Origin of the sequence: Burkholderia stabilis (assembly GCF_001742165.1) — a bacterium.
GTDB lineage: Bacteria > Pseudomonadota > Gammaproteobacteria > Burkholderiales > Burkholderiaceae > Burkholderia > Burkholderia stabilis.
In genome coordinates, this window is record NZ_CP016442.1 from 751,162 (window position 1) to 763,733 (window position 12,572).

General features: G+C 71.3%; 10 protein-coding genes, 1 pseudogene and 1 riboswitch. Of the genes and pseudogenes, 4 read left to right on the plus strand and 7 right to left on the minus strand.

The window, feature by feature from the left end:
- Positions 1–9: 9 nt before the first annotated feature.
- Positions 10–912, minus strand: coding sequence for a hemerythrin domain-containing protein (locus BBJ41_RS03630; RefSeq protein WP_069745355.1), 903 nt, complete (start codon positions 910–912; stop codon positions 10–12).
- 242 nt (positions 913–1,154) lie between these two features.
- Between BBJ41_RS03630 and BBJ41_RS03635 the strand changes: the two genes are divergently transcribed.
- From BBJ41_RS03635 to BBJ41_RS03645, 3 genes are all read left to right on the plus strand, one after another.
- Positions 1,155–3,848: a winged helix-turn-helix domain-containing protein gene (locus BBJ41_RS03635; RefSeq protein ID WP_069745356.1), complete on the plus strand. Its 2,694-nt coding sequence runs from the start codon at positions 1,155–1,157 to the stop codon at positions 3,846–3,848.
- A 240-nt stretch (positions 3,849–4,088) separates the two neighbouring features.
- Complete coding sequence (locus BBJ41_RS03640) at positions 4,089–5,213, plus strand: porin (protein ID WP_069745357.1); 1,125 nt, start codon at positions 4,089–4,091, stop codon at positions 5,211–5,213.
- Between the two features lie 190 nt (positions 5,214–5,403).
- Positions 5,404–6,108, plus strand: a complete 705-nt coding sequence (locus tag BBJ41_RS03645) for a glutathione S-transferase N-terminal domain-containing protein (RefSeq protein WP_069745358.1) — start codon at positions 5,404–5,406, stop codon at positions 6,106–6,108.
- A gap of 111 nt (positions 6,109–6,219) precedes the next feature.
- Here the strand turns inward: BBJ41_RS03645 and BBJ41_RS03650 are convergent.
- Positions 6,220–6,727: pseudogene (locus tag BBJ41_RS03650) on the minus strand (MarR family winged helix-turn-helix transcriptional regulator).
- 128 nt (positions 6,728–6,855) lie between these two features.
- On the opposite strand from BBJ41_RS03650, the gene BBJ41_RS03655 reads away from it, so the two are divergent.
- On the plus strand, positions 6,856–8,034 hold the full coding sequence (locus tag BBJ41_RS03655; RefSeq protein WP_069747564.1) for an MFS transporter: 1,179 nt from the start codon (positions 6,856–6,858) through the stop codon (positions 8,032–8,034).
- A gap of 21 nt (positions 8,035–8,055) precedes the next feature.
- On the opposite strand, the gene BBJ41_RS40205 is transcribed toward BBJ41_RS03655, so the two are convergent.
- The 5 genes from BBJ41_RS40205 to BBJ41_RS03675 all read right to left on the minus strand — a co-directional run bounded on the left by BBJ41_RS40205 (position 8,056) and on the right by BBJ41_RS03675 (position 12,130).
- Positions 8,056–8,214 (minus strand): hypothetical protein, encoded by a 159-nt coding sequence (locus BBJ41_RS40205; RefSeq protein WP_156814738.1) that lies wholly within the window; start codon positions 8,212–8,214, stop codon positions 8,056–8,058.
- Between the two features lie 74 nt (positions 8,215–8,288).
- Entirely contained in the window at positions 8,289–9,017 is a 729-nt protein-coding gene (gene cobM / locus BBJ41_RS03660) for a precorrin-4 C(11)-methyltransferase (RefSeq protein WP_069745359.1), read from the minus strand.
- Positions 9,018–9,060: 43 nt separating this feature from the next.
- Positions 9,061–9,792 (minus strand): cobalt-precorrin-6A reductase, encoded by a 732-nt coding sequence (locus tag BBJ41_RS03665; RefSeq protein ID WP_069745360.1) that lies wholly within the window; start codon positions 9,790–9,792, stop codon positions 9,061–9,063.
- The gene (locus BBJ41_RS03670; protein WP_069745361.1) at positions 9,789–10,877 is read right to left on the minus strand and encodes a cobalt-precorrin-5B (C(1))-methyltransferase; all 1,089 of its coding nucleotides are present in this window, start codon (positions 10,875–10,877) and stop codon (positions 9,789–9,791) included. Before BBJ41_RS03670 ends, BBJ41_RS03665 begins: the two co-directional genes overlap by 4 nt.
- Positions 10,877–12,130 carry a bifunctional cobalt-precorrin-7 (C(5))-methyltransferase/cobalt-precorrin-6B (C(15))-methyltransferase gene (locus BBJ41_RS03675; RefSeq protein ID WP_069747565.1) on the minus strand — a complete coding sequence of 418 codons (1,254 nt, stop codon included), beginning with the start codon at positions 12,128–12,130 and terminating at the stop codon, positions 10,877–10,879. The genes BBJ41_RS03670 and BBJ41_RS03675 overlap by 1 nt, the downstream gene beginning before the upstream one ends.
- 211 nt (positions 12,131–12,341) lie before the next feature.
- Positions 12,342–12,532: riboswitch (cobalamin riboswitch) on the plus strand.
- Positions 12,533–12,572 lie beyond the last annotated feature (40 nt).

The window sequence follows — 12,572 nt, forward strand, 5'->3', positions numbered from 1 at the left end:
CGTAGGGTGTCAGTCGGATGCGCGTCGCGCATCGTCGGGTTCGTTCGCGACCGGCGGCGTCGCAACTGCGCCGCCCGCCAGCAATTCGTCCAGTTCGGCCCAGTCCGCGTCGCCCAGGTAGCGCCGCGCGGCCGGGAAAATCACGCCTTCCATCCGCCCCATCTGCTCGAACGCGCCGTGCGCATAGCGGGCGAGCGCCGTGTCGAACGCGGCCGACGGCAGCCCGTCCGAGGCGAATCGTGCGAGCGCGTCGAGCGCCTGCGCATCGCGCTGCCGCTGGCGGTCGAGTTCGTCCAGTTCGGCCGCCACGCACTCCGCCCTGACGCGCAACGCCTCGAAGAGCCGCGCTTCGGCGGCCGTGTCGAACCGTGCGTGCTGCAGCGCGGCGAGCGATGCCAGCGCGTCGTGCATTGCGGCCGGTTGCGGCTGCGTTCCGTTTGCGGCTTCGCCGAGCGCCATCAGCGCTTGCAGCAGCACGTCGACCGCGCGATGCGCATCCAGGCAGCGGGCCATCACACGCGCCTCGGCAGGCGTTCGCCGCAACGTGCACACGAGCACCGGCACGCTGCTCGTCGCAAGCAGGTGCTGCCGCCGCGCACAGGTCGCGGCATCGGCATCGTGCGGCAGCGCCGCGACGCCGATCAGGTCGCAGCCGAGTTCGCCGGCGAGCGTGCCGGGCGACGTGTCGCCGGCCGTCGCGATCGCATGCGACAAACCCTGCGCCCGCGCGGCGGCTTCCACTTTCGCACCGTGTTCCGGCAGCCGCGCTCCGGATAAACGTGAGTCCTGCGTGGCGCCGGGCAACGCGAACGTGACCCGCGCGCCGACCGCACGCGCCAGTTCGAGCGCATGGCCGATCGCGTCGATGCCGCCGGGCGCGCCGTCGACCGTCACGAGCAGATGGCGGTACATCGTGCCGCTCCGCTTATCCGGCGGTCGGCGCGCTGCGCCGCGCGCCGGTCGATACGATCTTCATGGGTGCCCTCCTCGTTGCTTTCGTCATGTCGTGGAACCCATGCTATCGGCGCGGCGCCGGTGCGGCCCCACTCGTCGCGGGGGGATTGACGCGCGAACGTGGTTCGACCGATCCTTCCCCCCACGCCCACCCCGGATGCTGGCCCGCACGGCACCGCCGGATTCCAACCGCTTCCCCGATGGCCCACCCACCCGATCGCGCCGACGCGCCCCCCACCGAACTGGTCCTGAAGACGACCGCGCCGCGCGTGCCGGCGCAGTTGCTCGCGCGCGCCCGGTTGAGCCTCGCCGCGCCGGCGTTCGACGGCCGCCCGGTCACGCTCGTGCAGGCGCCGGCCGGCTACGGCAAGACGTCGCTGCTCGCGCAATGGCGCCGCGAGTCCCTCGCGCTCGGTGGCGCGGTCGTGTGGCTGTCGGCCGACGAGCGTGACGACGCGCCGCGGCTGCTGCAAGGGCTCGTGCAGGCGGTGCGGACCGGCTGCGCGCGGCCCGGCTTCGGGCGCTTGATCCCCGGCGGCGCAGCACGCGCGCTGGACGGCCTGACCGCGTGGCTGGCCGAGGTCGCGCAACTGTCGATCGACGCGCTCCTGATCGTCGACGACGCGGAGCGGCTGCCGCCCGCCGGCCTCGATGCGCTGACCTACGTGCTGCACAACGCGCCGCAAAACCTGCACGTCGTCGTCGCGGCGCGGCGCGGGCTCGACCACACGGCCGGCGACCTGCTCGCCGGCGGGCAATGCACGCTCGCCGGACCCGACTGGCTGCGCTTCACGCTCGACGAAACGATCGCGCTGGTCGGCGCGCGCTTCGCGCAGCGTGTCGACGCCGATGCGTGCGCGCGGTTGTTCGAGCGCGTCGACGGCTGGCCGCTCGGGCTGCAGCTCGCGATGGCCGCGATGGCGCGCGCGGCCGACCCGCGCCAGGTGGTCGACGCGCTCGCCGCGCGCGTGGACGGCACGCGCGACCGGCTCGTCGAGCTGCTGCTCGCGAACCTGTCGGCCGACGACACCGCGTTCCTGACCCGCACGAGCGTCGCCGATCGCCTGCATCCGTCGCTGTGCGCGGCGCTGCTCGACGATGCGCTCGCGCCCGGCCGTCTCGCACGCCTCGCACGCGACACGCCGCTGTTCATCGCGTCGGACGATTCCGACTGGTGCCGACTGCATCCGCTCGTGCGCGACACGCTGCGCGACCGCCTGGCCGCCGGGCCCGACGCCGAGCGCAGCGCGCTGCATGCGCGCGCGGCCGCGTGGCTCGACGCGCATGGAATGACCGAGGAAGCCGCGCGCCACGCGTATGCGGCCGGCCAGGTCGAGACCGCCTACGCGCTCGCGCAGCGCTGCCTCGAGGATGCGATCAAGCAGGGCCGCATCAATGACGTGCTCGACTGGCTCGCGCTGTTGCCCGATGCGGAACTCGACAAGCGCCCGACGCTGCGCGTCGCGGTTGCATGGGCGCTGGCGCTCGGCGAGCGCCATGTCGAGGCACAGCGCCAGATCGCGGGCATCCTCGCGGACCCCGGCACGCCCGCCGCGATGCGCTACGAATGCGCGCTGATCCTCAGCGCGGCCGCGTATTACGCCGACGAAATCGACCGCTTCGTCGAACTGTTCGAACCGTGGGCCGACTTCACGCCGCCGGCGGCGACGTGGCTCGCGCAGATGCACGCGAACCGGTTGTCGGCGCGCGCGATCATCGTCGGCGAACCGGCGCAGGCGCGCCGGTTCCAGCAGGCCGCCCCGCGCGGCGAGACGGCGGCCGGTTTCGGTTACGTCGCGCGCTGGGGCGAGCTGATCACGGGCCTGAGCTACTTGCGCGAAGGCCAGATCCGGCTCGCGGACGATGCGCTGTCGCCGGCGCTGGCGCGCGCCGAGGCCGATCTCGGGCGCCGCCATCCGCTGACCTGCATGCTCGCAGCGATGTGCGCGGCGATCGCGTACGAGGCCGATCGCGTCGATCAGGCTGCCGCGCTGCTCGCGAACCGGCTCGACGTGCTCGAACACGCGGGCACGCCCGACACCGTGCTGCTCGGCTATCGCACCGCCGCGCGCATCGCGCTGCTGCGCGGCGTCGAGCACCGTGCGATCGACCTGCTCGAGGCGCTCGACGCGATGGGCGTCGCACGCCGGCTGCCGCGCCTGTCGGTCGCGAGTCTCGCCGAACAGGTGCGCATTCACGCGGCGCGTTATCGCGAGGCGACCTGCCATGCGCTCGTCGAGCGGATCGATGCGATCGCCGCGGCCGAGTTTCCGTCGCACGGGCCGCTGTGGCGGCGCCCCGTCGTGCTGCTGCAGGCGACCGCGCATGCGGGCGCGGCGCTCGCCGCACGCCGCTGGGACGACGCATGCGCGGCGCTCGACGAAGCGGCCGTGCTGGCCCGCGAAATGAGCATGGGGCGCGAGCGCATCGAGATCATGGCGCTCAGCGCGTTCGCGCTCGAACAGTCGGGACGCGGCGGCCGCGCGCTGCTCGACGAGGCGATGAACCTCGCGGACATGTTCGGGCTGACGCGCACGATCGCCGACGCGCATCCGGCCGTCGCCGACTGGGCGCGCCGCATCGGCGACGAGGCAGCCGCCGGCGACGGCCCCGCGCGGCACGCGCTGCCGCAGCCGCGCATTGTGCCGCCCGCGCCGCGCGTTGCGGCCAGCCCGCGCGCGGTGCCGAGCGTCGTGCTGACGCCCAAGGAGCGCGCGATTCTCGAGCTGCTCGCGCGCAACCTGTCGAACAAGGAAATTGCGGTCGCGCTCGCCGTCGGCGAGGAAACCGTGAAGTGGCACCTGAAGAACCTGTTCGGCAAGCTCGACGCCAGTTCGCGCAAGCATGCGGTGCGCCGCGCGCTGGTGCTCGGCCTGCTCGAAAGCGCGCCCTGACGCCGGTTCGAGCCGGTCTGCATCAGTCTCTCGTCACGCATCGTCGCCTTGACGCCCCCCTTCGATTCTCCGTAACCCTGCCCCCGCGCGTGGGGGGAGCGGCCGCCTGCCATTGCGTAGTCTTTCCGCACGGCTCGCAGCGGCGTCGCCTGTCACGCGTTCCCGCCTGCGTCGATGCTTCCCCGCTTTACCCGGACGGGCTCGACCTCGCCCGGTTCAAGACAACTACTGGAGACTTCGATGAAGACGAAACTGGCCGCGCTCGCGGCGTTTGCCGGCTGTTCGGCGCTCGCACACGCGCAATCCTCCGTCACGCTCTACGGTGTGATCGACTCGGGCCTGCTGTACCAGAGCACGTCGGCCGCGTCGTTCAGCCCGAGCGCGCCGAATACCGGCAAGGTGTTCCGCATGAAGGACGGCGGCATCTATTCGAGCTTCTGGGGCATCAAGGGCAGCGAGGACATCGGTGGCGGCTACAAGGTCAACTTCAAGCTGCAGGGCTCGTTCGACAGCGGCACCGGCAAGCTGCAGCTGAGCGACACGCCGGGCGCCGTCGCGATCTTCAACCAGATCGCGTCGCTCGGCGTGTCGGGCCCGTTCGGCTCGGTCACGGCCGGCCGCCAGATCGTGCCGATGATCTACGCGATGGCCGACACCGACGTGCGCAACGCGCAGTTCTTCGGCAGCGTGCTGACCGCGTGGCTCGGCCTGAACACCGCGGCCGGCTGGCCGGGCACCAGCACCAACGGCGCGATCGGCGCGCTGTACGACAGCAATGCGCTCGTCTACCAGTCGCCGACGTTCGCGGGCGCATCGATCGCGCTCGAATACGCGCCGGGCGGCGTCGCCGGGCAGTTCCAGGGCGGCACGCGCGAATCCGTCGTGCTCAAGTATTCGAACTACGGGTTGAACGCGTCGGCCGTCTACTACAACGGCCACGACACGAACCCGGCGCCGGGCGTCGCGCCGACCGGCGTCGACAACAACCGCTTCGTCTACGTCGGTGCGAAATACACGATCCGCGATTTCTCGGTGTCGGCGTCGTACGGCAACGGCAGGAATCCGTCGCATTCGGGCCTGGTCAACCTCGACATGCTGTCGGCCGGCATCGGCTATCGCTTCACGCCCGCGCTGCAGGTGGCCTCGGCCGTGTACTACCTGAAGGACCGCAACAATTCGGCGAACAAGTCAACGTCGGTCGTGCTCGCGGCCGACTACAGCCTCTCGAAGCGGACGATGGTCTACGCGCAGGTCGGCCACGTGAACAACCGCGGCACGATGGACCAGATGCTCGTGTACGGGCAGCCGGTCGCGCCCGGCGTCGGTACGACGGCCGCGATGGTCGGGCTGCGACACAACTTCTGATCGATGCGCAGTGCGTGACGCGGCGCCCGGGCGCGATGCCCGGCCGCCGCCAGCATCGATTGCCCGGATCGGCTACAGTGGGCGTTTTTCGGCGCGCTCCGTTTCCGCCGATCGCGCCGCGGACCGTCCGCGGCGCACAGGCGGCACGGCGGAGCGCGGTTTCCCCACCTCGTCGACGAGCGAACCCTCCATGTCCGACCTGTCCGCCTTCCCGATCACGAAAAAGTGGCCGGCCCAGCATCCCGACCGCCTCCAGCTTTACTCGCTGCCGACGCCGAACGGCGTCAAGGTGTCGATCATGCTCGAGGAAACCGGCCTGCCGTACGAGCCGCATCTCGTGCGTTTCGACACGGACGACCAGTTGTCGCCCGCGTTCCTGTCGCTGAACCCGAACAACAAGATCCCGGCGATCATCGATCCGAACGGCCCCGACGGCAAACCGCTGCCGCTGTTCGAATCGGGCGCGATCCTGATCTATCTCGCCGACAAGACGGGCCAGCTGATCCCGAAGGATCTCGCGGGCCGCTACGAGACGATCCAGTGGGTGATGTTCCAGATGGGCGGCATCGGCCCGATGTTCGGCCAGGTCGGGTTCTTCCACAAATTCGCCGGCCGCGACTACGAGGACAAGCGCCCGCGCGACCGTTACGTCGCCGAATCGAAGCGCCTGCTTGCCGTGCTCGATGCGCATCTCGCGAACCGCCAGTGGGTGATGGGCGACACGTACACGATCGCCGACATCGCGATTTTCCCGTGGGTGCGCAACCTCGTCGGCTTCTACGAAGCGGGCGATCTCGTCGGCTTCAGCGAATTCCGGCACGTCGCGCGGGCGCTCGACGCGTTCGTCGCGCGTCCGGCCGTCGCGCGCGGGCTCAACATCCCGGCGCGTAACTGACCTGCGGCGCGGGCGCACCGTGTGCGGCCCGCGATTCGAGCAGCCCGCCGCATTGCACGGCGGGCGTCGCTGCCCTCCAACCGGCGCGTTCGCGCCAACCGTCCGGCGGCGTTACTTTCCGTCCGGACGTTCCTGCGCACTGCCGGCCAGCCCCGCCAGCAGCTTTTCCAGCAACCGCGACAACTGCGCCTGTTCCGCGTCCGACAATGCAGCCAGCGTCTCGCACTGATTGTCGATATGCGCGACCACGGCCTCGTCGATCAGCGCACGGCCGGTTTCCGTCAGCGCGACGAGCATGCCGCGCCCGTCGGCCGGGTTCGGCCGGCGCTCGACCCAGCCGGCCTTCTGCAGCCGGTCGATGCGCGCGGTCATCCCGCCCGACGACATCATCAGCGCGTCGTACAGCGCCGTCGGCGTCAGCGCGAACGGCGCACCGCAGCGTCGCGAGCACGTCGAATTCGCCGGGCTGCATCCCGTAGCGCGCAAACAGCGGATTGAGACGGTCGCGCGCGATCACCAGTGCGGCTTCCTGCAGCCGCCCCATCACGACCATCGACGTCGCGTCCAGATCCGGACGCTCGGCCTGCCATTGCGCAAGCGCATGCGCAGCTCGATCCATTAACCCTCCTCGGCTCACCAGTTATCTTGACGTCGAGATAAATTGGCATTTATCTTGATGTCGAGACACTTTACATGAAAACGCACGGCCCCCGGACGGACGCCGTGCACCAAACCGAGGGCCCATCGATGAATCGCTTCACCTCCCCCGGATGGCGGCTCGCCGCCATCGTGCTCGTCGGGCTGAACCTGCGGCCGGCGCTCGCCGCGGTCGGCCCGCTGCTCGACATGATCCAGCGCGCGACCGGCATCGGCGACGGCGCGGCCAGCCTGCTGACGACGATCCCGATCCTGCTGATGGGGCTCGGCGCGCTGAGTGCGCGGCGCCTGCAGCGCGTGACCGGCATCACGGGCGGCGTATGGCTCGGCGTCGCGCTGATCGGGCTCGCGTGCGTGTCGCGCATCGGCGCGCAGCACGCGTGGCTGCTGCTTGCGAGCGCGTGCTGTGCGGGCATCGGGATCGCGATGGTGCAGGCGCTGCTGCCCGGCTTCGTGAAGGCGCATTTTGCGACGCGGATCGGCGGCGCGATGGGCGTCTATTCGACGTCGATCATGGGCGGTGCGGTACTCGCGAGCGTCGTCGCGCCGTTCGCGGCAGCACAGTGGGGCTGGCTCGCCGCGCTCGCCGGCTGGGCGCTGCCGGCCGCGGTTGCCGCGCTCGCATGGCCGCTGGCGAGCCGCGGCGGCGATGCGCTCGCCGCCGGGCCGGCTTCCGCGTCGAACGCGCAGCCGTCGCGCTCGCCGCGCGCTTGGCGGCTCGCGATGTTCTTCGGGATCGCGACGGGCGCATACACGCTCGTGCTCGCTTGGCTGCCGCCGTACTACATGCGGCTCGGCTGGTCGCCGACGGCGGCCGGCAGCCTGCTCGGCGGCGTGACGCTCGCGGAAGTGGTTGCCGGGCTGACGATCTCGGCGACGATCGATCGCCTGCCCGATCGCCGGCCCGCGCTGCATGCGGCGATCGCGTCGCTCCTGATCGGGTTGCTGGTGATGCTGGCCGCGCCCGAAGCGCTCTCCTTGCCGGCCGCGCTGTTGATGGGCGCGGGGATCGGCGCGCTGTTTCCGCTGTCGCTGATCGTCACGGTCGACCATGCGGCGACGCCGGCCGATGCCGCATCGCTGACGGGGTTCGTGCAGGGTGTCGGTTACCTGATCGCGGGGCTGTTTCCGTTCGCGGCCGGCGTCGTGCGCCAGCATCTCGCGGATCTGACGCCCGCGTGGGTGGCGATGGCGTGCCTGTGCGTCGTGCTGTTCATGTTGGCGGCGGGTTTCGCGCCGAAGCTCGCGCGGCGGGTTGCGAGTGCCTAGACGGTTGGCCGCGCGCCGGCGTCAGTCCGCCGCGTCGCGCTCCGCGAGAAACCGCCGGTAAGCACGCTCGGACGGGCAGCACCGCAAGTCGCAAGCATCTTCGTCGCACAGCAGGCACACGCGGATCGCGTTCTGCACGTCGTCGGCCAATGCGCCGATCAGCTGCCCGCAGATCGGCATGAGGCATGGGTTGCGAACACGGTTCGACCGTCACCGTGCACGTGATGTCCGCGATCGCCGATCCGCGCGCGTGATCAGCCTGCGCTCGCGTACAGCGTCGAATCCGCGAATCCTTCGGCATCGAGCACGCGCCCGATCAGGATCAGCGCGGTGCGTTCGATCTGCGTGCCCTGTACCTTGCCGACGATGTCGGCGAGCGTGCCGGTCACGCGTTCTTCGTCAGGCCAGCTCGCGCGATAGATCACCGCGACCGGACAATCGGCGCCGTAATGCGGCAGCACCTCGTCGACGATGCGCGCGAGATGACGCACGCCGAGATGGATCGCGAGCGTCGCGCGATGCGCGGCGAGCGAGCCAAGCGCTTCGCCTTCGGGCATCGTCGTCTTGCCCGCGAAGCGCGTGAGGATCACCGTCTGCGCGACGCCGGGCAGCGTCAGCTCGACGCCGAGCGTCGCCGCGCATGCGGCGGTGGCCGTTACGCCCGGCACGATTTCGTATGGAATCCCGAGCGTCTTCAGCCGGCGGATCTGTTCGCCGATCGCGCCGTACAGCGACGGGTCGCCCGAATGCACGCGCGCGACGTCCTGCCCTTTCGCATGCGCGCCGGCGAGCAACGCGACGATCGCGTCGAGGTCGAGTTCTGCCGTATTGACGACCTGCTCTGCGCGATGGCCGTCGAGCACGGCCGCCGGCACCAGCGAGCCCGCGTACAGGATTACCGGGCACGTGCGCACGAGGCGCTGGCCCTTCACCGTGATCAGCTCGGGGTCGCCGGGGCCCGCGCCGATGAAATACACCGTCATCGAAAAATCTCCGTCAATTCATTGGATGACCGGCCGCGCAGCGTCATGCGCGCGCGGCCGGATCGAGCGCGTCGAGCAGCGCTGCGGCCGAGTCGAACGCGCGGTCGGGCTCGGGCAGCGGCGGCCGGCGCAGCATCACGACCGGCAGCCGGCGTTCGCGCGCGACGTCGAGCTTGGCCTCGGTGGCCGCACCGCCGCTGTTCTTGCTGACGACGACGTCGATGCCCGTCAGCGCGAACAGCGCGCGCTCGCCGTCGAGCGTGAACGGCCCGCGCGCGGCGAGGATCTGCGCGCGCGCATTGCCGGGATGCGCGTCGAGGCAGCGCACGAGCCAGAACTGGTGCGGCGGGATCGCGTCGAGATGCGCGAGCGGCTCGCGGCCCAGCGTAAAAAGCGGCCGGCTGAACGGCGCAAGCGCGGCCTCGATGCCGGCCCATTCGTCGACCATCCGCCAGTCGTCGCCGGGTTGCGGTTGCCACGGCGCGCGGCGCAGCGCCCACAGCGGCACGCCGGCGTCGCGCGCTGCGGCGGCCGCGTTCGCGCTGATTTGCGCGGCATACGGATGCGTCGCATCGATCACGAGGCCGATGCCCGCATCGCGCAGATACGCGGCCAATCCGGCGGCGCCGCCGAACCCGCCGACGCGCACGTCGCAGCGCAGGTCGTCGGGCACCTTGCCGAGGCCGGCCAGGCTGTAGACGTGATGCGGGCCGAGCGCGCGCGCGATTTTCAGCGCGTCGCCGGTGCCGCCGAGCAGCAGGATGCGCGCGCTCATCGCGCTTCCCCGACGAAGCGGCCCTGCCGGTCGATCGCGAACATCTCGACGGCGACCGACGACGGCACGATGTCGCGCGCGACGCGCAGCGCGTGCGCGCAGACGAGATCGCCGAGCGGCACGCCGTCGGCGTGCGCGAGCTTCAGCGCTTCCTGGCTCGTGTTCGCGGCGCGCATCGCGGCCTGCAGCGCGTCGCTCGCGCCCGCTTCGGCGCCCCATTGCGCGAGCAGCGGCAGGTCGATGCTCGAATGACGGCTGTGCAGGTCGAGATGGCCGGCCGCGAGCTTGCTGAGCTTGCCGAAGCCGCCGCACATCGACAGGCGCGCGACAGGCGCGCGGCGCAGGTGCTTGAGCACCGCGCCCGCGAAATCGCCCATCTCGATCAGCGCCATGTCAGGCAGGCGGTAGTGCGCGCGCATCGCGTCCTCGCTCGCGTTGCCCGTGCACGCGGCGATATGGGAGACGCCGTTGGCGCGCGCGACGTCGATGCCCTGATGGATCGACGCGATATAGGCCGAGCACGAGAACGGCCGCACGATGCCGGTCGTGCCGAGGATCGACAACCCGCCGACGATGCCCAGGCGCGGGTTCATCGTCTTCAGCGCGAGCGCTTCGCCGCCTTCGACGCCGATCGTCACGTCGAAGCCGCCCGCGTAACCCTGCTCCGCTGCGAGCGCGTCGAGATGCATCGTCATCATCTGGCGCGGCACCGGGTTGATCGCTGGTTCGCCGACCGGCAGCGTCAGTCCCGCGCGCGTGACCGTGCCGACGCCCGGCCCCGCATGAAAGCGCACGCCGGGCGCCGCCGCGAGCGCGACGCGCGCGAAGACCAGCGCGCCGTGCGTGACGTCCGGATCGTCGCCGGCATCCTTGATCGTGCCGGCTTCGGCGCCGCCGGCCGTGGTGCGGCAGAACTCGAGGCGCATCATCACGTGCTGCCCCTTCGGCAACACGATTTCGACCGCGTCGTCCGCGCGGCCCGCGAGCAGCAGGCGCGCGGCCGCGAGCGACGTCGCGGTCGCGCAGCTGCCGGTCGTGTAGCCGAAGCGCAGCGGCGCGGGCTGTTCGGGGGTTTCGTCGCGCATCACGCGTCCGTCATGTTCACCGCGTTCGCCACGTTCGCCGGCCCGGCCGCGTCGGGCTTGCGCACGTCGTACAGCGTGACCGGCAACGGCTGCCGCCACGTGTCGAAGCGGCCGAGCGGCTCGGCATGCGCGAGCGACACGCGCGTGAGCGTGCCGCCGTGCGCATCGCGCCACGCGGCGAGCGCCATCTCGCCCTGCAGCGTGACCGCGTTCGCGACGAGCCGGCCGCCGGGCTTCAACGACGCCCAGCAGGCGTCGAGCACGCCGGCCGCCGTCGCACCGCCGCCGATGAAGATCGCGTCCGGCGCGGCGAGCCCCGCCAGCGCATCGGGCGCACGGCCCGCAACGAGTTGCAGGCCCGGCACGCCGAGCGCGTCACGATTGTGCTCGATAAAGCGCTGCCGCTCCGCGTGCGATTCGATCGCGATTGCCTGGCATGACGGATGCGCGCGCATCCACTCGATACCGATCGAGCCGCTGCCGGCGCCGACGTCCCACAACAACTCGCCGGGCACGGGCGCGAGACGCCCGAGCGTCATCGCGCGCAGGTCGCGCTTGGTGAGCTGGCCGTCGTGACGGTATGCATCGTCGGGCAGGCCGGGCGTGAGTGCGCGGCGCGGCGCGTCGGGGCCGGCCTGGCAGTCGAGCGCGATCAGGTTGAGCGCGGCCGTTTCGCCGACGTTCCAGTCCTGCGCAAGGCCGTCGATACGCCGCTCGAGCGGGCCGCCGAGATGCTCGAACACGCTGATGCGCGTCGGCCCGAAGCCGCGCGCGGCGAGTTCGGCGGCGACCACGGCCGGCGTGCGGCCATCGGCGCTCAAAACGAACAGCCGCCGGCCCGGCAGCAGGTGTCGCGCGAGTGTCGCGAGCGGACGCCCGACGAGCGATACCGCGCCGATCTCCTGCAGCGCCCAGCCGAGCCGCGCGGCCGCGAGCGACAGCGACGACGGCGCGGGCAGCACGCGCCATTCGTCGGGAGAAAGCGCGCGCGCGAGCGTCGCGCCGACGCCGAACAGCATCGGGTCGCCGCTCGCGAGCACGCACACGGGCGACGGGCGACGCGCCAGCACACCCGCCAGATCGAACGGCGACGGCCACGCTTCGCGCGCGGCCGGCAGCCGCGCGGGCAGCATGTCGAGATGCCGCTTCGCGCCGATCACGAGCGTCGCGTCGAGCAGCGCGCGGCGCGCGCTGCGTCCGAGCCCCGCGTAACCGTCGTCGCCGATGCCTACCACCGTCAGCCACGCCGTCATGCATCCTTCCCCATCGTTCGGTTCCATCGTGTCGCCGTGCGGCCGTGAAAACGCCCGCGCAGTCGTCCGCATTGCGAAAGACGGCATGGTACCGTGTTCCATCCCGCGTTTCATCTGCCGGCCCGCCGGCGTCGAGGCACATTCCGCGCGTTTCGCGTGGCCCGCGCCGACCCGTTTTCCGGTCGCGAAGCGCCGTCGAAATCGGGTATCCTACGGCCGTTCGTTCGCCGGTGCCCTTCGGGGCCGAAGAGGGAACACAGGGCGCACCGCGCGCCGCTGTGGCTGCCCCCGCAACTGTAGACAGCGAGCCGATCTCCCCCTCATGCCACTGGTTCGACCGGGAAGGCCGGGAGCCGGCGCCGACCTGTCAGCCAGGAGACCTGCCGGCCTGAAAGTGCGTGCGTGCCAGTCGGCGTCGGGCGGGGTGTACCGATGCGTTGGC